The organism is Furfurilactobacillus cerevisiae, assembly GCF_048961765.1.
GTDB lineage: Bacteria > Bacillota > Bacilli > Lactobacillales > Lactobacillaceae > Furfurilactobacillus > Furfurilactobacillus milii_A.
This window is the reverse complement of record NZ_CP185253.1, coordinates 2,180,896-2,198,458: the sequence shown is the minus strand read 5'-3', so window position 1 is coordinate 2,198,458 and position 17,563 is coordinate 2,180,896. Positions and strand designations below refer to the sequence as shown.

Annotated in this window: 28 protein-coding genes, 1 tRNA gene and 1 pseudogene; all 30 read left to right on the top strand. The window is 43.4% G+C overall.

The annotated features are described in order from the left end of the window. The first annotated feature begins 6 nt into the window (after positions 1 to 6). The 30 genes and pseudogenes from ABUE36_RS10885 (at position 7) to ABUE36_RS10740 (ending at position 17,559) form a co-directional block, all read left to right on the top strand. A complete protein-coding gene (locus tag ABUE36_RS10885) occupies positions 7 to 792 on the top strand; it encodes a DnaD domain protein (RefSeq protein ID WP_421016724.1) in 786 nt (261 codons plus the stop codon). A gap of 12 nt (positions 793 to 804) precedes the next feature. Then, a complete protein-coding gene (locus tag ABUE36_RS10880; RefSeq protein ID WP_421016723.1) occupies positions 805 to 1,665 on the top strand; it encodes an ATP-binding protein in 861 nt (286 codons plus the stop codon). Between the two features lie 2 nt (positions 1,666 to 1,667). Continuing rightward, entirely contained in the window at positions 1,668 to 1,892 is a 225-nt protein-coding gene (locus ABUE36_RS10875; protein ID WP_421016722.1) for a hypothetical protein, read from the top strand. Between the two features lie 2 nt (positions 1,893 to 1,894). After that, positions 1,895 to 2,344 (top strand): hypothetical protein, encoded by a 450-nt coding sequence (locus ABUE36_RS10870; RefSeq protein ID WP_421016721.1) that lies wholly within the window; start codon positions 1,895 to 1,897, stop codon positions 2,342 to 2,344. An 84-nt stretch (positions 2,345 to 2,428) separates the two neighbouring features. Beyond that, positions 2,429 to 2,725: a hypothetical protein gene (locus tag ABUE36_RS10865; protein WP_421016720.1), complete on the top strand. Its 297-nt coding sequence runs from the start codon at positions 2,429 to 2,431 to the stop codon at positions 2,723 to 2,725. Continuing rightward, positions 2,722 to 3,210 carry a DNA N-6-adenine-methyltransferase gene (locus tag ABUE36_RS10860; RefSeq protein ID WP_421016719.1) on the top strand — a complete coding sequence of 163 codons (489 nt, stop codon included), beginning with the start codon at positions 2,722 to 2,724 and terminating at the stop codon, positions 3,208 to 3,210. The genes ABUE36_RS10865 and ABUE36_RS10860 overlap by 4 nt, the downstream gene beginning before the upstream one ends. Next, positions 3,203 to 3,652: a YopX family protein gene (locus tag ABUE36_RS10855; protein ID WP_421016718.1), complete on the top strand. Its 450-nt coding sequence runs from the start codon at positions 3,203 to 3,205 to the stop codon at positions 3,650 to 3,652. Before ABUE36_RS10860 ends, ABUE36_RS10855 begins: the two co-directional genes overlap by 8 nt. After that, positions 3,642 to 4,196: an HNH endonuclease gene (locus tag ABUE36_RS10850; RefSeq protein WP_421016717.1), complete on the top strand. Its 555-nt coding sequence runs from the start codon at positions 3,642 to 3,644 to the stop codon at positions 4,194 to 4,196. The genes ABUE36_RS10855 and ABUE36_RS10850 overlap by 11 nt, the downstream gene beginning before the upstream one ends. 163 nt (positions 4,197 to 4,359) lie before the next feature. After that, positions 4,360 to 4,431 (top strand): annotated as a pseudogene (locus ABUE36_RS10845) (endonuclease); the annotation flags it as partial. Between the two features lie 15 nt (positions 4,432 to 4,446). Continuing rightward, the gene (locus ABUE36_RS10840; RefSeq protein WP_421016716.1) at positions 4,447 to 4,950 is read left to right on the top strand and encodes a DUF1642 domain-containing protein; all 504 of its coding nucleotides are present in this window, start codon (positions 4,447 to 4,449) and stop codon (positions 4,948 to 4,950) included. After that, positions 4,904 to 5,032, top strand: a complete 129-nt coding sequence (locus tag ABUE36_RS10835) for an NUMOD4 domain-containing protein (RefSeq protein WP_421016715.1) — start codon at positions 4,904 to 4,906, stop codon at positions 5,030 to 5,032. Before ABUE36_RS10840 ends, ABUE36_RS10835 begins: the two co-directional genes overlap by 47 nt. 243 nt (positions 5,033 to 5,275) lie before the next feature. Beyond that, positions 5,276 to 5,554: a hypothetical protein gene (locus ABUE36_RS10830; RefSeq protein WP_421016714.1), complete on the top strand. Its 279-nt coding sequence runs from the start codon at positions 5,276 to 5,278 to the stop codon at positions 5,552 to 5,554. Positions 5,555 to 5,636: 82 nt separating this feature from the next. Then, complete coding sequence (locus ABUE36_RS10825; protein WP_421016713.1) at positions 5,637 to 6,128, top strand: DUF1064 domain-containing protein; 492 nt, start codon at positions 5,637 to 5,639, stop codon at positions 6,126 to 6,128. Further along, positions 6,125 to 6,394, top strand: coding sequence for a hypothetical protein (locus tag ABUE36_RS10820; RefSeq protein WP_421016712.1), 270 nt, complete (start codon positions 6,125 to 6,127; stop codon positions 6,392 to 6,394). The genes ABUE36_RS10825 and ABUE36_RS10820 overlap by 4 nt, the downstream gene beginning before the upstream one ends. Positions 6,395 to 6,632: 238 nt before the next feature. Further along, positions 6,633 to 7,052, top strand: a complete 420-nt coding sequence (locus ABUE36_RS10815; protein WP_421016711.1) for an ArpU family phage packaging/lysis transcriptional regulator — start codon at positions 6,633 to 6,635, stop codon at positions 7,050 to 7,052. A 210-nt stretch (positions 7,053 to 7,262) separates the two neighbouring features. After that, positions 7,263 to 7,397: transfer RNA gene (locus tag ABUE36_RS10810), tRNA-Ile, on the top strand. Between the two features lie 268 nt (positions 7,398 to 7,665). Further along, positions 7,666 to 7,956, top strand: a complete 291-nt coding sequence (locus ABUE36_RS10805) for a hypothetical protein (protein WP_178942791.1) — start codon at positions 7,666 to 7,668, stop codon at positions 7,954 to 7,956. Positions 7,957 to 7,986: 30 nt separating this feature from the next. Next, positions 7,987 to 8,478 (top strand): terminase small subunit, encoded by a 492-nt coding sequence (locus ABUE36_RS10800; protein WP_178942790.1) that lies wholly within the window; start codon positions 7,987 to 7,989, stop codon positions 8,476 to 8,478. Continuing rightward, a complete protein-coding gene (locus ABUE36_RS10795) occupies positions 8,471 to 9,754 on the top strand; it encodes a PBSX family phage terminase large subunit (RefSeq protein ID WP_421016710.1) in 1,284 nt (427 codons plus the stop codon). The genes ABUE36_RS10800 and ABUE36_RS10795 overlap by 8 nt, the downstream gene beginning before the upstream one ends. A 7-nt stretch (positions 9,755 to 9,761) precedes the next feature. Continuing rightward, the gene (locus tag ABUE36_RS10790) at positions 9,762 to 11,501 is read left to right on the top strand and encodes a phage portal protein (protein WP_421016709.1); all 1,740 of its coding nucleotides are present in this window, start codon (positions 9,762 to 9,764) and stop codon (positions 11,499 to 11,501) included. Then, positions 11,501 to 12,412 carry a minor capsid protein gene (locus ABUE36_RS10785; protein ID WP_421016708.1) on the top strand — a complete coding sequence of 304 codons (912 nt, stop codon included), beginning with the start codon at positions 11,501 to 11,503 and terminating at the stop codon, positions 12,410 to 12,412. The genes ABUE36_RS10790 and ABUE36_RS10785 overlap by 1 nt, the downstream gene beginning before the upstream one ends. 108 nt (positions 12,413 to 12,520) lie before the next feature. After that, positions 12,521 to 13,177, top strand: coding sequence for a DUF4355 domain-containing protein (locus tag ABUE36_RS10780; protein WP_421016707.1), 657 nt, complete (start codon positions 12,521 to 12,523; stop codon positions 13,175 to 13,177). Between the two features lie 13 nt (positions 13,178 to 13,190). Then, on the top strand, positions 13,191 to 13,562 hold the full coding sequence (locus ABUE36_RS10775; RefSeq protein ID WP_421016706.1) for a hypothetical protein: 372 nt from the start codon (positions 13,191 to 13,193) through the stop codon (positions 13,560 to 13,562). Positions 13,563 to 13,576: 14 nt separating this feature from the next. Continuing rightward, on the top strand, positions 13,577 to 14,680 hold the full coding sequence (locus ABUE36_RS10770) for a major capsid protein (RefSeq protein ID WP_421016705.1): 1,104 nt from the start codon (positions 13,577 to 13,579) through the stop codon (positions 14,678 to 14,680). 16 nt (positions 14,681 to 14,696) lie between these two features. Continuing rightward, the gene (locus tag ABUE36_RS10765; RefSeq protein WP_421016704.1) at positions 14,697 to 15,065 is read left to right on the top strand and encodes a phage head-tail connector protein; all 369 of its coding nucleotides are present in this window, start codon (positions 14,697 to 14,699) and stop codon (positions 15,063 to 15,065) included. Then, positions 15,062 to 15,406 (top strand): hypothetical protein, encoded by a 345-nt coding sequence (locus ABUE36_RS10760; RefSeq protein WP_421016703.1) that lies wholly within the window; start codon positions 15,062 to 15,064, stop codon positions 15,404 to 15,406. The genes ABUE36_RS10765 and ABUE36_RS10760 overlap by 4 nt, the downstream gene beginning before the upstream one ends. Then, positions 15,396 to 15,881, top strand: a complete 486-nt coding sequence (locus tag ABUE36_RS10755; protein WP_178942780.1) for a hypothetical protein — start codon at positions 15,396 to 15,398, stop codon at positions 15,879 to 15,881. The genes ABUE36_RS10760 and ABUE36_RS10755 overlap by 11 nt, the downstream gene beginning before the upstream one ends. Before the next feature lies 1 nt (position 15,882). Next, positions 15,883 to 16,278, top strand: a complete 396-nt coding sequence (locus ABUE36_RS10750; RefSeq protein WP_421016702.1) for a hypothetical protein — start codon at positions 15,883 to 15,885, stop codon at positions 16,276 to 16,278. A 44-nt stretch (positions 16,279 to 16,322) separates the two neighbouring features. Continuing rightward, positions 16,323 to 17,003, top strand: a complete 681-nt coding sequence (locus tag ABUE36_RS10745) for a hypothetical protein (protein ID WP_421016701.1) — start codon at positions 16,323 to 16,325, stop codon at positions 17,001 to 17,003. Between the two features lie 28 nt (positions 17,004 to 17,031). After that, on the top strand, positions 17,032 to 17,559 hold the full coding sequence (locus ABUE36_RS10740; RefSeq protein ID WP_421016700.1) for a tail assembly chaperone: 528 nt from the start codon (positions 17,032 to 17,034) through the stop codon (positions 17,557 to 17,559). Positions 17,560 to 17,563: the final 4 nt, after the last annotated feature.

Here is a 17,563-nt window from a genome sequence, read left to right as displayed (position 1 = left end):
CGTTAAATGGCGCAACGAAGAATGTTTAACAAAGTAATTACGGACTCTGACCCTTTTCTGGATATGCCCGCTACTTCGCAAGTTCTGTACTTTCATCTCAATATGCACGCAGATGATGACGGGTTCATTGGTAATACTAAAAGCATTATGAGAATGCTTGGGTCAAGCGACGATGATTTGAAATTGTTAATAGCCAAGCAGTTCATCATCCCGTTTGATTCTGGGGTAACTGTTATAAGGGACTGGCGATTGCATAACTATATTCGAAAGGATCGTTATCAGAAAACATTGTTTAAGGCAGAACAAGAGCAACTGATTGCTGATGAAAAGGGAGTATATTCCCTTTCTGACGGGGATTTAACGGATAGATCAATTGATGGTCAACCATCTGGCAACCACATGGCAACCCAGGTTAGGTTAGGTAAGGTTAGGTTAGGTAAGGATAAAGAGATAGATGATGATAGAAAACGTGTTTTTGATTTCTTTGAGCAGAACGGTTTCGGACAAATAACAGCGTTTCAAATTGAAAATATGAATGCAGAACTTAATGACTTTGCTAATGCTGGTTCTTCAGAACCTGGTCAAATGGTCATTGAGGGGATGAAGGCTGCACTCAATAGTAATTCTCGTAGATGGAAGTATGCGGCCACAACTCTACATGATTGGTTAGATCATCACGTTCTTACCATTAAGGATTTAGAAGCCTATAACAAGGCTCACGATGCACGCTGGAAGCCTAATAGTCAGCCGCCTGTAAAGCCAAAAGACCCATCGCATAACCTTCCGTACTAGGGGGAAAGGAATATGAGAAAAGATGATTTTAAAGGCATAGGTGACAACTTCGACGTTGACAACGCAGCCAGTATTTTGAAAGAAAAAGGCATCGACATGCCCACTGATGACTTAGCCATGACAATGATGGATAAGGATAGCAAGGAATACCAAGACTGGTGGGACAAGCGTCAGTTGAAAGCTGATTTGTGGGCGACCAATGAGTGGCTTAAAAACAAAAAGCGTGACTTCTTGCTAAAAGGGTCTGTCTATTCTGAGCACGGTGTTCTTGATCATACATTTGACGAACACAAACCCGCAAAAGGGACGCCGGAAAGAATTGCCTACGCAAAGGCTATGGGGATTGCCTACCGAATTGGCACTAAGCACGAAAAGTTCAATGCAATGTTAACTGGATTGCCTGGTCGTGGAAAAACGTATCTGGCGGTCTCAATACTTAACTACATTCATGAGAACGCTAATCCACGTTTGAGTTGCATGTTCGTTTCTGTGGCAAAAATGAGCAGCTGGGAACTACGCGCTGTGAAGTCTAATGACCAGACTGAACAAGACAAGGTCAACAACTTAGAGAAACGTTGTGCAATGGTCGATGTTCTTGTATTGGACGACCTTGGATCGGAGTCAGTGTTTGACAACAGTAAACGAGAAAAGGTTGCAAGTGATTACACGCAAAAATGGTTGTTCAGAATTGCCGAGGCACGTATTGGCATGACGACCATTATCACAACTAATTTGAATGGTGATAAGCAGACACAGGTATATGACGGTAAGATTGTAAGCCGATTGATGACAAGAAATCCAGACAACGTTGTGACGTTTGATAACGTCGAAGATCACCGTAACCAACCAACACAAACCGGATTGGAAGTGTAGCAATGACCACGACGCAGTTTGACAAGGAGATAAGCCGTTTCTTTCGAATCGTACAAGAAAGCGGAGTTAATCCTGAAAGGGAAACGATTGCACTAGAGCTGTTCATGAACCTGATTACTTACGAGTTCGGCTACCTACAAGATGCTGTTTTCACTCACGAAGTACAGGCAACCAGCGACAGCACGTTTGATAGTTTCACGATGCGGATTCAACGAAAGGACAGTTGACTATGCGGCAATTACGAATCAAAAATTGGCCGGTTAATACTGAAATGCATTTCAACAAAAAGGGTCAGTTAAAAATCCGTCATTACTTTAATAGACGTGGAAACCCAATCGAAAGTCTGCGTGGAAAACGAGACTCACATGGCAGAACTCGATTTGATATAGAGAGTCATTGGCATTTTGGTGAGGCACAAATTGGGCATGACGACCTGCTACAGCTATCTGGGTGGATAAAAAGATGGCTGGCAGGCGATGCTACCGACAGTTTTATCATTAGCGATCAGGCAGAAATGGTTAGCAGCGAGCACGATAACTATGCAACGTTAAGTCTTCACAGATGGAAGCGTGCAGATATTAACCTGTCTCACGGTCAGATGGCTCATTTACGTAACTGGATAGAATATCGGATTGATGATTATAGGAATGAGAAGGCGACAGCACATGAAAATAGTTAGTTTGCAGCGTGTTCGTGTTCTAAACTGGTCGATTTCGACCGGTTTAGAATCCATTGCCGAGTACGCACCGGATGAGGAGGGAAAATGAAGTATGTAAGAGTGACGCCGATTGAAGCTGAACGATTTGATGGTTCAAAAGAAATGATTAAAAAGTTTTCAATCAATGATGAACTTGTTGATTTTATAGGTGGTGACCAGCACTTACCTGTTGATCATCAATTTCAGATAATTTTCAACTACAGCATTAGTACTTTGGAAGGCCAAATGTATTTTGGAATTGGTGATTACATTGCAACCGGTATTGATGGTGAACATTGGCCGATTGAAAAAAGTGTATTTGAGCGGACGTATCGACCTGTTGAGGATGGTGACGAGAAATGAACAATAAACAAAAATTACCGAATGATGTACAGGCTGCTGATCACAATTTAAGTACGCTGAACGATCACTTGTTTGACGAGTTAGACCGTTTAGGAGACGAGAATTTGACAGAAGCAGAAATCGTAAAAGAAACTGCGCGCACCGACAACAGCAAATGTGTTAATTTCATTAGTCCAGAGCAAGATTCGTTGTCAACAAATTGGGCTAATATCAAGGGCAATCTTTTTTTGAACCCGCCATATGGCAGAGACCTACGCAAATGGGTTAAAAAGGCTTATGAAAGTTCATTAAACCATGACGGGAACATTGTTCTTCTAATCCCGTCAAGGACTGATACAAGTTATTGGCATGACTTTATATTTAACAAAGCAGATATTGAATTTATTCGTGGAAGGCTAAAGTTTGAAGTGAATGGGGTTGCAGGGAATCCGGCACCGTTTCCGTCAGCACTAGTTATTTACAAAGGAGATGGCGGCGATGATTAAGTTTAGAGGTATTCCGCTGGAAGATGCCAGCGGAATTGATGAAGTTGACTTTGATGGAACATTTGTCTACGGGGACTATGTCAAGTATGGCGATGGCGCAGTAATTAATGGCGATGTATTAGAAGCAAGTGAGGACGGACTTTGGCAGTCTTGGTGGGTTTCGGTAGACCCTAAGACAGTCGAACAGTTTACCGGATTGACAGACGTGAACGGAAAGGATATCTATATTGGGGATATTGTAAAAGCATGGCCCGATATGAGTGAATTAGTAATGGAGCCAACTGTTAATGAAATCACTTCGGAAGATTTGTTTAAGAGACCAGGTGTGTTTTTAAGGCCAGTGGGTCCGCATTTAATTGAACCTTGCCTGTATGACTCTTGGGGTAAACAATTTGAAGTTATTGGGAACGTACATACGGATGGTGATTTGATTGACAGTTAAAATTCAAAGAAAAATAAAATGGATTAACGATTGTAATTGTGAAGTTGATGAATTTCTTTTAACAGAGGCCTCTTTGTGGAAATCTAAAAAGCCTATGACATCTGTTAAGCACATTTATAAGTACGGAAACTATGCCGCAGTAACAATAGATGGAGTAAAAATCCATGTTCATAGGCTATTGATGGAATATGAAGTACTTAATAATATTCCTAGAGGATTCTGCATTCACCATCTTGATGGAAATAAGATGAATGATTCGATTGATAATTTAGCAATTATGATTGCAGGAGCACACAATAGCCATCATATGAAAGGCCATATAACAACAGATAAGCAAATAGAAACGACTGTAAAAGCCAATCATCAGCGGAAAGGTATGAGAATTCGTCGTACAGTTAACGTCCCTTTGGATGAATTAGAAGAATTTTTAAAAGATGGTAAAAGTATTAACTGGATTTCGCATTACTATGAATGTGATTGGAGCACCATTAAACGAAGAATACAAGAAAATCCGGAATTGTTGGAGGATAAACATGAAAGTTAAATATATTTGGAATGAATCTTGTACAAGTGACGATTTTGAAAGAGAAATAAACGAATTTATAAAAGGCAAAAACATTGTTGATATTAAGTTCCACCCAACACGTGGTGGTGATGGTGTTCCAATGCTATTTGCACTAGTAATTTATGAGGTTGATGCTAAGCAGCAGGCAATCAAAGACGCACAGAGCATCAGGGACTATTCAGATCAGGCTGTGAAGTCAGTCAGTGCTAAATAAACTGGAGGAAGAAAAATGAGTGAAGAAAAACTGTACGCGGTAAAGAACGATGAAGGGAAATACCGGGAACTAAGCAGCGTGTTTAGCTCGACCACAAATAGTAAAGACCAGGCTAAACTAGTGGCTGATAAGTATGGTGGCCACGTTGTCACTTTGATTGAGGAACCTGAAAAGGTAGTGCTAACCAAGGAACAAGCAAAAATCATTGAAAAGGCGCATAACGATAAGCTTCCGGCTTGCTATATTTCTAGCAAATCTGATGACGAAGAACTGTTGATGAAAGCTTACGTAAACGGCTACACCGTGGCAAAGGAAAAGAAATACAATGTGAAGGTGCCGAAAAAATGGTGTGGTGACGATAAATACTATTGGACGAAGGAACAAGAGGGGACACTGACATGGGCGTCGTGGTTATTCAACAAAGGCTACATGATACGCGCCCAGCAGTTCACCGAGACTGAAATAGAGTATTATGGCCTGCAGGACTGCGAGAAAGTCTGGTGTGATAGCGATGACTGAGGAATGGAGACCAGTAGTTGGATTTGAAGGCTGGTATGAGGTGTCAAGAAAAAGCACGGTTGCTTATTCTGGATTGTTGTAATCATCTTAGTTGGTGCCATTCTTGGCGGCATGATGTAAGGAGGAAATCACATGCAGCACAAAAGAAAACGGATGATTAACCGTATGTGGCTGGAGCGTTACCACGCTTACAGTTTACGACAAGCAAGAGTTGGTAACTTTTTAGTCCAAGGAACGGACGCAGAGATTAGACGCTATAAGCGAGCTGGCAACAGCAATCACAGACGTGGTCACGTTATCAAAGTAGCGGAAGGGAGATCAACTTATGGAAACCAACGCAGTAAAAGTCCGATTCTTCAAAAAAGAGTACGGACGGATAGCACGGGGGCTAGGCGACCACAAATTTCTATACTCCTTGCCCAGTAACGTTAAAGATCGGCACGAGCTTCACACTGGTTCGGTAGTCGCTGTCAACAACCATTATGGTATTACTGAGGCAGCAGTTATTGTGGAATTTCTATATTCGAAGCATGTTGACGATTTTAAACAGGTTATGGGTAACTACCATTCAGACTATTACGGTGAGATGGAAGAAGACGAATGAACGATATAAATAAAATGTTAATCGTATTAGTGCTTGCTATCATGGTTATATCTGATTACAAAAACGGAGGCGGGCCGAAATCATGAACTCACCAACAGCGCTGAACAAACGTGGCACCAAGATTGAAAAATGGGGACAGAAGTTTGATAGCCAAAAGGAGCTAGATTTCTACGAGCGTTTCATTCTCAAACAGGTTGACCCTAAACATGTATCTGTCCACCCTAAATTCGTACTGGCTAAGAAAAAAGTTGTGCAACAAGGAGCCACAATTAATAGCATTCGTTACACACCAGACTTTATTATCTATGACGATTTTATGCATATCCTGCACGTCTATGACGTTAAAAACTCATTTGGAATATATGGCATTGATAATGGCAATCGCATTACTTTCCGATTATTCGCTATGCACACAGGCGTACCAGTTGAAGCAGTAGTGGTTCGTAAACACGACTTCAAAGCCGCATGTATCGGTGTGACAAAGCAACTTAATCTAACTGGCAAGGCTAAGACACCAAAGCCAATCATCAGAAATGACGTATTTTATAACTGGATGGAGGCGACCAACTATTGACTAGTAGAAAGGTATTAACGCCAATCGAGCATGAACGTTGTCGCAAGGCCTACTTTGATTTTCTGGCCGGTGGTTTGAAGGATCACGATAACGATATATGGCGAACAATCATGTGGGCCAGCAATAAGTTTATGAGAATGAGTGCAGGACACACAAACGATGAACAGTATTATCTCGTTTCAGCAATTAACGAATTAAGCACGGCCGAAAAGAATCAAGTGATCCATGAATTGACGATGAGCGACTCAATGTGGCATACGAGCTAATTAGAACGTGTTTGACAAGGTTTAAATCATTATGTAAGTAAATACACCAAGTGAAAATAGAAGCCCTTAAAGGGCACGACAGGAGCGTATAGACATGGCACAAGAATTAAAGGACAACAGTATCAAGATCAGCTTAATATAAGTCTTGGTCAATCTGCCAACTAGGCACACAAAAAGCCGCATCCCCAAGGACACGGCCATTCCAAACTATTTGCTCGACAACTCATTATAGCAAAGGATGGCGGGGAATGTGAATGAGGATGCGGTGATTGAGGCTTCAAAGCACGAACTAAGTAAGTGTGGCAAGCTGATGCGTGCAGCAGGTAAACGAATGTCAGAACTAAAGTCACCAGTATTCGATGCACAGCCTAAGTCGCCATCGTACAGCAATCATGTAGAAGAGCGAATGGCTAAGAGGTTAGATGCAGAGAATGAGCTGAGGGACATTCTATTGGCGATTCAGCTTTGCGACAATAAGAGTAAGCAAGTGTTATTCGATTTGTATGTTGATCCTGCCGAGTATTCTGATGTGGAAGTGATGGCTCACCTTGGTTATCAATCTTCACGGTATGCTTTCTACAAACGACGAGCGTTGCTCAGATTCGCAGAAGGATACAAACAAGGCGAGATTTACGAACAGCTAAAAACATTGGCATAAAATCGGAAGGTTGTTGGCATACTGTCGTAATCACAGATTGGTTTCAGGTGTTATATTGGTAACATCAAATAACTAAGTAATAAGTGCCGTGGCTGGGGAGCTTGAATTAGGTGGTTCGAATCCGCCACACGGCATTGAGATTATCAAAGTAGAGCAGGGAGTATCTATTCCGATTAAATGGTGAAACCTGTTTGAAATGATAACTCATTAGGGGGCATAGCTCAGTGTGTTATCTACGAGATGCGAAACTAGCCTAATCAGCTAGCAAAGCAAATCTATTGGGATAGCCGGTAGAGCGCATGAATGATAATCATGAGGTCGGTGGTTCGAGTCCACTTGTTCCCGTTGGCAAATGCCAAACAAAACAATGAAAAGAGGTGAGAGGTACTCCTCTCTTAATTTTTGTTGTTAACATTGACGACCGCTCACTCACAGAGCGGTTTTTATTTTGGGGCAGTGATGAAACAGACTAAGTACGGATACATAACCCGCGAAGAGGCCAAGATTGATGGTGATCTTGAGCGTTGGTTGAAACATAAGAAGCACAATGTGCGTCGTCCAAATGGGCGGCGTTTTTCTAGTGCAAGCAAAACGAGAACATGGAGGACTGACAATGCAATTACCAAAGAACGTAAACGTTCTAGGAGTTAAGTACAAAGTTAAATTGCAAAGCAGACTGATTGAAAATGATGAATCGTTGCTTGGCATGACTGACTTTCCTAACGACACAATTTGGTTGCGTAAAGGCATGGATGTACAACGAACGCAGCAAACATTAATACATGAGCTTGTTCATGCAATGTTGTATGAGGTTGGTAACGAGGATTACAACAGTGAAAGTCTTGTGAACCCGTTAGGCAATGTGATGTATCAAGTTATTAAGGACAACAAGCTAATCAAATGATGTTAATCATAGAAAGTGTGGTGAGATATTATGGCGAAATTAACTGAAAAGCAGCAAAAGTTTGCAGACGAGTATTTGCAAACCTTGAACGCAGCCGACGCATATCGTAAGGCTGGATATGCGGCAAAAACGAATGCAACGCAGCGTGCGGCTGCTAGTCGTCTGTTAACCAATGTTAACGTGTCGGAGTATCTCTCCACTCGCCTCAATGAACTCAAATTGAACGAGAAAATGAGTCAAGAAGAGGTCATTGAACGACTGACTAACATTGCTCGTGGCACACCAACCACTACTGTGTTTAGGCGGATTGATAAGACAAAACATGATGACGACGGTAATCCTGTGATTGAGTACGATACCGAGACCACAGTAGCTCCGGACACAGGCTCCCAGCTTCAGGCGTTAGAGGATTTGGGTAAGTACTACAAGTTGTTTACTGAGCGTCAGGAAATCAATGCACGTGTTGGTCCAGTGACGATCACTGATGATATCCCAAAACAAGGCGATGATGGGGATGGCTAAACTAAGCCAACTTATCGCGCCTTCTTTTTATGGATTGCATCAGGACGTTAAGCATCACAAACATTCAAATTACTGGTTGAAAGGTGGACGTGGTTCAACTAAGTCATCATTTGTCTCATTGGAGATTGTGCTTGGCTTAATGGTTGATCCTGATGCCAACGCCGTTGTGTTACGTAAAGTTTTCGGTACCATGCGCGAGTCCGTTTATGACCAGTATCTGTGGGCTATCGACGCATTAGAGGTTAGTCACTTGTGGGCAACGTCAACAAGTCCATTGCAACTAACGTACATCCCCACTGGTCAGCAAATACGGTTTAAGGGTGCTGACAAGCCAAAGAAGATTAAGTCACAGAAGTTTCGTCATGGGTTTACTAAGTATAAGCATTACGAAGAAGCTGATGAATTTGTAGGAACGTCTGAAATCCGGAGTATTAACCAATCGCTTAACCGTGGCGGTTCGGGAATTATTACGTTTTACACCTACAATCCACCGGCAAGCCAAAATAACTGGGTCAATCAGGCAGTAACACACGAGAAGTTTCGTAAAGACACGCTGGTGCATAGTTCAGACTACTTGTCCGTGAATCCTAAGTGGTTGGGTAAAGAGTTCATAGCGGATGCTGAACAGCTTAAAAAGGACAATCCAAAGGCTTATGATCACGAATATCTTGGCGAAGTCACTGGTACGGGTGCTGAAGTATTTACAAATTTGGATTTACGTGAAATATCTGATGATGAGATTGCTAATTTCGACCATGTTAAGCAGGGACTAGACTACGGATTCGCACATGACCCAATTGCCTATATGTTGGAGAATTATGACCCAACACGTAGAGTTTTGTATATCTACAATGAGATTTATCAGGTGGGGATGACGAACCGTGAAGCAGTTGCCGCCATTCAAAAGTTAAATCCGATGAACGACCAGATTATCTCTGACCGTGAACCAAGAACAATTGCAGAGTTTAACGACTTGGGTTTGAACGTTGTCGGTGCAATCAAAGGGCCAGGTTCACGTGACCATAACTACAAGTGGTTACAGGACTTACGACAAATTGTGATTGACCCGATTCGCTGCCCGAATGCTGCACGGGAGTTTAGTGGCTATGAGCTAGCACGGGATAGCAATGGCAACTTTAAGGCCGGGTATCCAGATGGTAATGACCACACGATTGATTCAACTGCTTATGCGTTGAACAACGATATTGACCGAATCAAACCAAACACGGTGAGTCATGCACAACAGGCCGCCGCATTAAGAAATTTAGGAATCTAGGTGAATTATGGCAAATGATACGAATGCACCATCTACGATGCAACCTTGGTCGTTTTACCCCAAGAATGCAGACGTGAAGATGTTAAATGGTCCACGGTTTGACCAAGATGCCAACCGAACGTTTAAGATTGATGCCAATAAGTTTGCACAAGTAAAAGATGATCCAGACGCTTTAGGGGATGTCGTGAGTCGATTTATTAATCGTCACTACACACATCAACTAAAGCGTATTTTGGCTATGCAACGTTACTATATTGGTGCTAATGACATTAAGTTTTGGAATTCAGGCAAGGCAATTAACCGTGCGGATAACCGGATTGCTAATGAGATGCCGAAATATATTACAAACATGCGGGTTGGGTATACCTTTGGTAATCCAATCCGTTTTCAGTACAACGATGACTCCAATCAGAATGATACTGACAGGGATGCAGTTAACCAGGTTGTTGAAAGTTTTGATAAACGGACGAACGAAGCCTACCACGAAAAGGTCATGAAAAAGAACCTGTCAGTGACTGGACGTGCTTACGAGTTGAGTTATGTCAATAAGGATACTAACGACCCTTACGTCATGGCGTTAGATCCTAGTGAAGCATTTGTTGTCTATGACACGGACCCTGAACAGCATTCACTGTTTGCTGTGCATTATTACTATGTAGAAGACGATGAGACGCCATTGTGGTATGTCGATGTCTATACGGCTGACCACATCATTCACTATCAACCAACCGGTTATCCAAACTCGCAATTAACCTTTGATCCGCAACAAAAAGATAGCCTTGAAGAACATTACTTCGGTGCTGTGCCAGTGACTGAGTACGTCAACAATGACGAGCGGTTGGGTGACTGGGAAGGTGAAATGGATAACTTCGATGCCTATGACAAAGCAATCTCTGAAATGGCGAACAGCGAAGAAGACTTTAGCAACGCAACGTTAGTTATTTCGGGTGAATTTGACTTTGGTACTGATGAAAATGGAAAACCAAAAGTACATCCTGATATTGATTCGTTAAGCAGATATATGTGGTTGAAACCTGCACAAGTTCAAAACGGTACGGGTGGTAACACAGTCGTTCCACCTAAAGCAGAGTATTTGACGAAAGAGCTGCCGATTGACACTTGGAACGCTTATGTGAAGACCTTGTCTGATAACATGCATAAGTTTACGAATTCACCGAATGTGGCAGATGAAAACTTTGCTAGTAATGCGTCTGGTGTGGCGATGTCTTACAAACTGTGGGGTAGCGACCAAGAACGAGCGACCCAACAAGAGCTGTATGCACGTGGTCTTATGCGTCGCTTACGTTTACTGGGAAACTATTGGTACACGCTAGGCAAGATTAAGAGCGCTGACTTGATTGAGAACATCACGCCGGTCTTCACGCCTAACCTGCCGAAGAATGATTCAGAGATTGTCGGTAATGTACAAAAGCTGTCACAGACTGGTGATTTCAGTCAACAAACGCTGTGGGAGATGGCGCAACCAGTTACTGGTATCGATCCCGATGAAGAGCAGTCACGGATGGACGCACAAGCCGATTCTGAACCGAGAGTCACAATGCCGGGTGATTATCCTGACAGCTTTGGGAAACCATCAGAATCAGATAGCATGACGGCAGAATCGGACGGTAACGGGGATGAAACCAATCCTGAACCAACTGGTGTACAGTCCGTTGAACAAGACAAGCAAACAGCCATCTTGCAAGCAATTGCTAATCAGCGAAAGCAACAGGGTGGTGGTAAGTAGTGGAACGTAAAGATGTGTTGAAGCTTGCCAAACAAGTCTACGGTGAGAACGACAAACGTGTCACTGAACTGGCTGATTTGTTCAGCACTGCCAGTAACGACATAACTAACGCTTTGAGCGAGTTTATTGCTGATGAGGTTAATTGGTCGTCACCTGCTCCAAAGTCTCAGATACAAGAGCTGATGGACGATATTGCTAAGGTAGCTGTGAATGCGGCCATGGATGAACGACCTTTTGTAAATCAAACGTTTCGTGATGAACGTATGAAGACATACGGGGATGTTGCCAAGCAAAAGGTTAACCTGATTTTGGTTCAATTGGCACTCGGCGAAAAACAAATTGTCCAGGATAACCTAGACCATGTTGACCGAGCACCAGAAGTTAACCCACAACCCAACAAGCCCGTCTATTCACGTTCTAAGACCGAACATGCAGTGCGCAAGATTGTGGGTGACCATCACCCAGGGTGGCAGGGTACGTCATGGCAAGATCGTATCTATAAAGAAAAATCCGCGTTAATGCGACAGCTAGACGATCAGGTTGATGATGTGTTGAAGAATCATTACAAGCCACAGGACTTTCGTAAGGAGATTGCGGCCAAACTTGATTCATCCGAAAAGCGGTCTGAACGCATTCTACGAACAGAATCTAGTGGTGAATTCTCACGGCGACTGGTTGATGACTTCACACAACGCAGTGTTAAGCGATATAAGATTGAAGCAGCACTATCGGCCAATACCTGTGAAGAGTGCGAAGGATTAGATGGCAAAGAGTTCAGTATGGATGAAGCTAGTGAAGGTGTGACGCTGCCACCGTTTCATCCGAACTGTCAGTGCACGATTATTGAAGTAACTGATGACGATTACAGTGTCGATTTTAGTAAGATGCCAAAATATTATGGATTGAATTAAGACTGTTCAGTGATTGAACGGTCTTTTATTATGCCCTTTCTTCGGCGGCGGGCGTAAAAGAACAGCTGATAGTTATACCACTTAGAAAGTATTCGGGAGGAATTTATTATGTTTACACGATTATTACCAATGAATTTACAGTACTTTGCTGAACCAGCACAGGCCGGTAACGGTGAGGGCAGCAACACCAACGCGTCGAACACTCAATCAAACAATAATGACGGTGAGCATGAAGATGGCAATGGTGGGGATGACTCCGACGGTGCGGACAAGACCTTTAGCCGTAAAGATGTACGTGGCCTAATTTCTAGCGCAATGGATGACTTCAAAAACAAATCATTGCCAGGGTTACTGGAGCAAGCTCGTAAAGACGGTGAGAGCCGTGCCAAGATGACCGAAGAGCAACGTGAATCAGCCGACCAAAAGGCACACCAAGCCGAACTGGATAAGCGTGAAGCTGAATTGAATCGCCGTGAATCAGTCAGTGCAACACGTGACTTATTGGCTAAGAACAGTTTGCCAGAAGACTTTGCAGAAATGCTAACCGACAACGACGCTGACAAACGTTCACGGCATGTTGAGGACTTCGGTAAGGCATTCAACAAGGCAGTTCAAGCAGGTGTCGAGGAACGTTTGAAAGGCAATCGCAATCCAGGTCAATCCGTAAACAATGGTAGCAATCATGACGACACTGAATTCGCCCAAAAATTAGCGAAAGCAACTCATCCGAAGAAGACAGCAAATGACTTCTTTGGCAACAAATAAGGAGGTTTAACTCATGACAGTTAAACATGATTTCATCTCAGAAAATCAAGTTCTGGGAAACGTACAACATAAAGTGGCCTTGCCTGCTTTGATTGGTTCAACTGGTGTAACGGCTGACAACTTTGGCCGCAAAGTAATTCCTGCTGGAACAGTAGTCGGAGGGTCAGCTTCATTCTTAGATGACTCACAAGCTGTGTTATCAGCAGGTCAAGATACTAATGCGCAGGGTGTCTTAGAACATGACGTTGATGTTACTGCTGGTAATTCGACTGGTACCGTGATCATTTTTGGCTTTGTGAATACAGCACGTATTCCGAACGTCACTGTGTCAGATGCTGCTAAAAAGTCACTTGCTGGTAAAGTTACGTTCTTTAACCGGCAATAGGAGGATAAACAGTTATGAATATTTTTGATTTAGTCAACGCTACAAACATTGCAGCGTACTGGGAAACGATTGCCCAAGAACAACAACCCTTTTTAGGTGAAACTTTATTCCCTAATGTTCGTCAGGTGGGGATGGAGATGGATTGGTTAAAGGGTGCTTCTGGCGCGCCAGTTGCATTAGCACCATCTAGCTTTGATTCAAACGTTGTACCACGTGGCCGTAAAGGACTGACCAAACTAACCCAAGACTTGGCATTCTTTAAAGAATCTAAGTATGTGGATGAAAAGTTACGTCAACAATTACTGATGTTGGGTAACAGTGCTGATCAAACATTACGTGACACGATTATTGCCCACATCTTTGACGACGATGTTGAGCTGATTCAGGGTGCCGCATTACGTCGTGAAATGATTCGGATGGAAGCCTTAACGACTGGTGTCGCACATGTTTCTGGCAATGGTGTAGATATGACAATTGATTATGACATGCCAGAAGAAAATATCGGTGCTTCAAAGGTTGCTTGGGGGGATGCAAAAGGCAATCCATTCGATGACTTCACTCGTATTACTGACCAGATTGCGAATAAGACTGGTGCCACGATTAGTCGTGTCTTGATGAACCGTGCAACATGGAACACGTTGGCAAGCAATGACTCAATCAAGTCTACTTTGTTAGCTAATGCTGCAAGTAAGACAAACGTTGTGTTACCTAAGTCCGCTATTATGAGCTACATCTCAGATGAATATGGTTTGGACTTCGCCATCTACGACAAGGGTTACGTGGGTACTGATGGCAAGTTCACGAAGTTTATCCCAGATGGTAAAGCAATCTTTATGCCAGCCGTTGACCTTGGTGAAACCCACTTTGGGACAACGCCTGAAGAGGCTGACCTGTTGGCTTCATCTGCTGCACAAGTTCGTATCGTTGATACTGGTGTTGCGGTTACGACTATGACGAAAGCTGACCCAGTAAACGTTGAAACTAAAGTTTCCATGATGTCCTTACCATCGTTTGAACAAGCTGATTCTGTCTTTATCTTGGACACGACTGCCGGTGCAACACCAGCAACAGATACATCTGGCTCAACAGGTAGCACAACGTCCGGTTCAGGCAAGTAGTTAGCGGAGGTGCACTATGACTGATGATGAACGAAAGGCTCGTATCGAGAGTTTACTTGCCGGCGTGAAGTTGATGCGTGACCTGAAGGATAGTGACACTGAACTTGATGCAAAGTTAACTCTGTATATTGGGGATGCGTTAGACGCTATTGGCATCTTCATCAACAACGTGGATGTACCAACACAACTCGACGGCGTTATTCGTAAGATGGCCGCTGCCAAATTTGTTCAGGAAGGTGCAGAGGGCACGACCGCTACATCAGAAGAAGGCTTGTCCTTCACGTTTTCAGATGATGACATGAAGCCATTTGCCACATTGTTGAACAAGTATGTGGACAATCAGTCTGGTGCTAATCGACTTGGATCGGTGGTGACTTGGGATTGAGGATTGAAAAAATTTATCTACTCAGCAACCAGTCATCAACGCCCACTGGTTCATTGAACCGTAAGAAAACGCCGAAGTTAATTGAAACCATTGCTGATGCACGTATTAATCAAATGGGCGACCAACGACAGATGACAGCATTCGGTAAAGTTTATGCGGATGCTCGCATTGTTCGAGTATCTGGTGAACACTTAGCAGAACGAATCGGTCTGTCAGGAATGGACAGCAAGTCGTTTGAACCTAACTACGCCATTACTAAAATCGCTCATCATCAACACAAGACTGACTTTTATATCGTCGTCGATAAGCAAATAGTCGGAGGTGATCTAAGTGGCAACTAACAATGAACACATTCCGACAGTTCGTTATCGGATGACTGACGACTGGTCGGGTCCGATTAAGAATTTGATGCACACAATGGCATCAGTTGGTTCTGGTGAAGGCGTCGCACGTCTTCAACGCTTGCAATTTGCGATGGACACGAATGCAAAAAAGGTCATTCATGACGCTGGTGTTGCCACTCAGGGTAAAGCACGTGAGATTGAACGCGCTAACGTCGGTGGTAAGAAGTCCGGTTATGTACCAACTGGGAACTTAATGCGCAGTATCGAAGCACACGACAGCTCAAACGGGATGCAAACTGAAATTGCACCGCAAGCCATGTCAAAGAAAGGCTATGAGTACGGTCAGGCAGTCGAGTTTGGTACGAAGAAGATGGCAGCTGAACCTTTCATGAAACCTGCTGGGGATGCAATCGGGAGCAATCTAAATGAAACTGCCCACAAGGCTCTCAAACAGGCCAGTGAGGAGGCTTAACATGGAAGCTATCTATCCAGCCGTGGACTTGATACTAAGCGCACAGCAAGCATTAAAGGGCGTTGATGTGTTAGTTCTATTGCCTAGTGACGATGACGACAATCTGCATTTTCCACAAGTTGATTTAAGTCTTGCTGATAGTGTTGATGTCAGCCAATTGAAGTATGTTAGTCAAAACCAAATCACGTTGACTGCTGACTTGTATGTTGATCATGATTCCTACGGAGATGCACTCAACTTGCAACAGGTTGTTACTGACCGTTTGAAGTCGCTTACTGGGTTGAACTACCCATTTAAAGCAACACATTATTCAAGTCGGATCATCACTGATAATTCACTAGAAGACCGGACACTTTTTCATGTGCCGATACTAGTGGACTATCAAGTTAGTTATTAACTGAGACGCTTAGGCGTCTTTTTATTTTAGAAAGGGGCAGAAATATGCCATCAGGAATTGGAGCAACGACTGAAGTTATCAGTCCTAAATTTGCGGATAAGATTATTTACTTTTACAAGCGTGATAGTTGGCCGAAGTCACGTAAACCAGAAGTTTTAGGGTTACAAGGTGCCAGCTCTGGTACTAACACACGGACGGCCACTAATGTGCAGACTAAGACGGTCACTCTGAAAGCCGTTGGTGCTAAGACACAACAGCGAGTCGTGAACTTGGTCTACACACAAAATGATGGACTATATCACGAATTGAATGACGCTTGGTCTAAAGGCGAAGTTATTCATCTTTGGAAGGTGGACTTTAACACGCTACAGGGAACAACGCCTAATCGTACAGCAGAGGCTGAATACTCACAGTGCCTAGTACCACAGTTGCCAATTACAGAAGGTGTTGGTGCGATTACACAATCCAACACGACATTTGAAGTTCAGGGCGAAGCTGTAGACACGGAAGGTGATAACAGTACACCCGCACGAATTAAAGAAGGCGATTTAGCTGACGGGTCATTTGATGTCATGAGTCAAGCGCTTTACGCATTTAGTCATGGCCAAGATGTTGGTGATAACAGTGCGACAACTCAATTGCCAGATGAATCACAACCAGCTGGTAATACATCAAACACTGGTTCAACGGGCTCGACAACTGGTTCTTCCACAACTGGTAAGTAACTTCTAAACAGGAAAGGATTTTTAAATCATGCAAGCACTAAACATTAACGGTAAATCACTCACACCACGGATTAACTTTCGATTTCGGTCAGTCTTAGGTAAAAAGCTTGGGGATGACAATGACAAGTCAGGCTTTAGCAACTTGATTACGGGTTTGGTTCAATCCGACCCCGATGCTTTACTGTCATTTTATGAAGCTGCCTTAGCTGGTGACCACCCAAGTGACGATGACTTATTTGATGCACTGGACGACCAAGTATTTAAAGACAACGACTCGGAGGATGCGGCTTTCCGTGATGCAGTCAATGCATTAAACAACAGTGGTTTTTTCAAGATCAAGGCCAAAGCTTGGAAGAAACGCAACGAACAATTGCGGACCATCTTGCAAGCACAGTTAGACGCATTGGCCGACAACGATACAGCGGCAGCGGCCAACCAGAAGACGGGCTATCAAGTCGGTCTGGATCAAATCAACGACAGCGAGAACGCCTTCGACAAGATGACGGCACCACAGGAAGCATCGGCAGCGGAGACAACGACCTCTCAAATTGGCTAGAAGG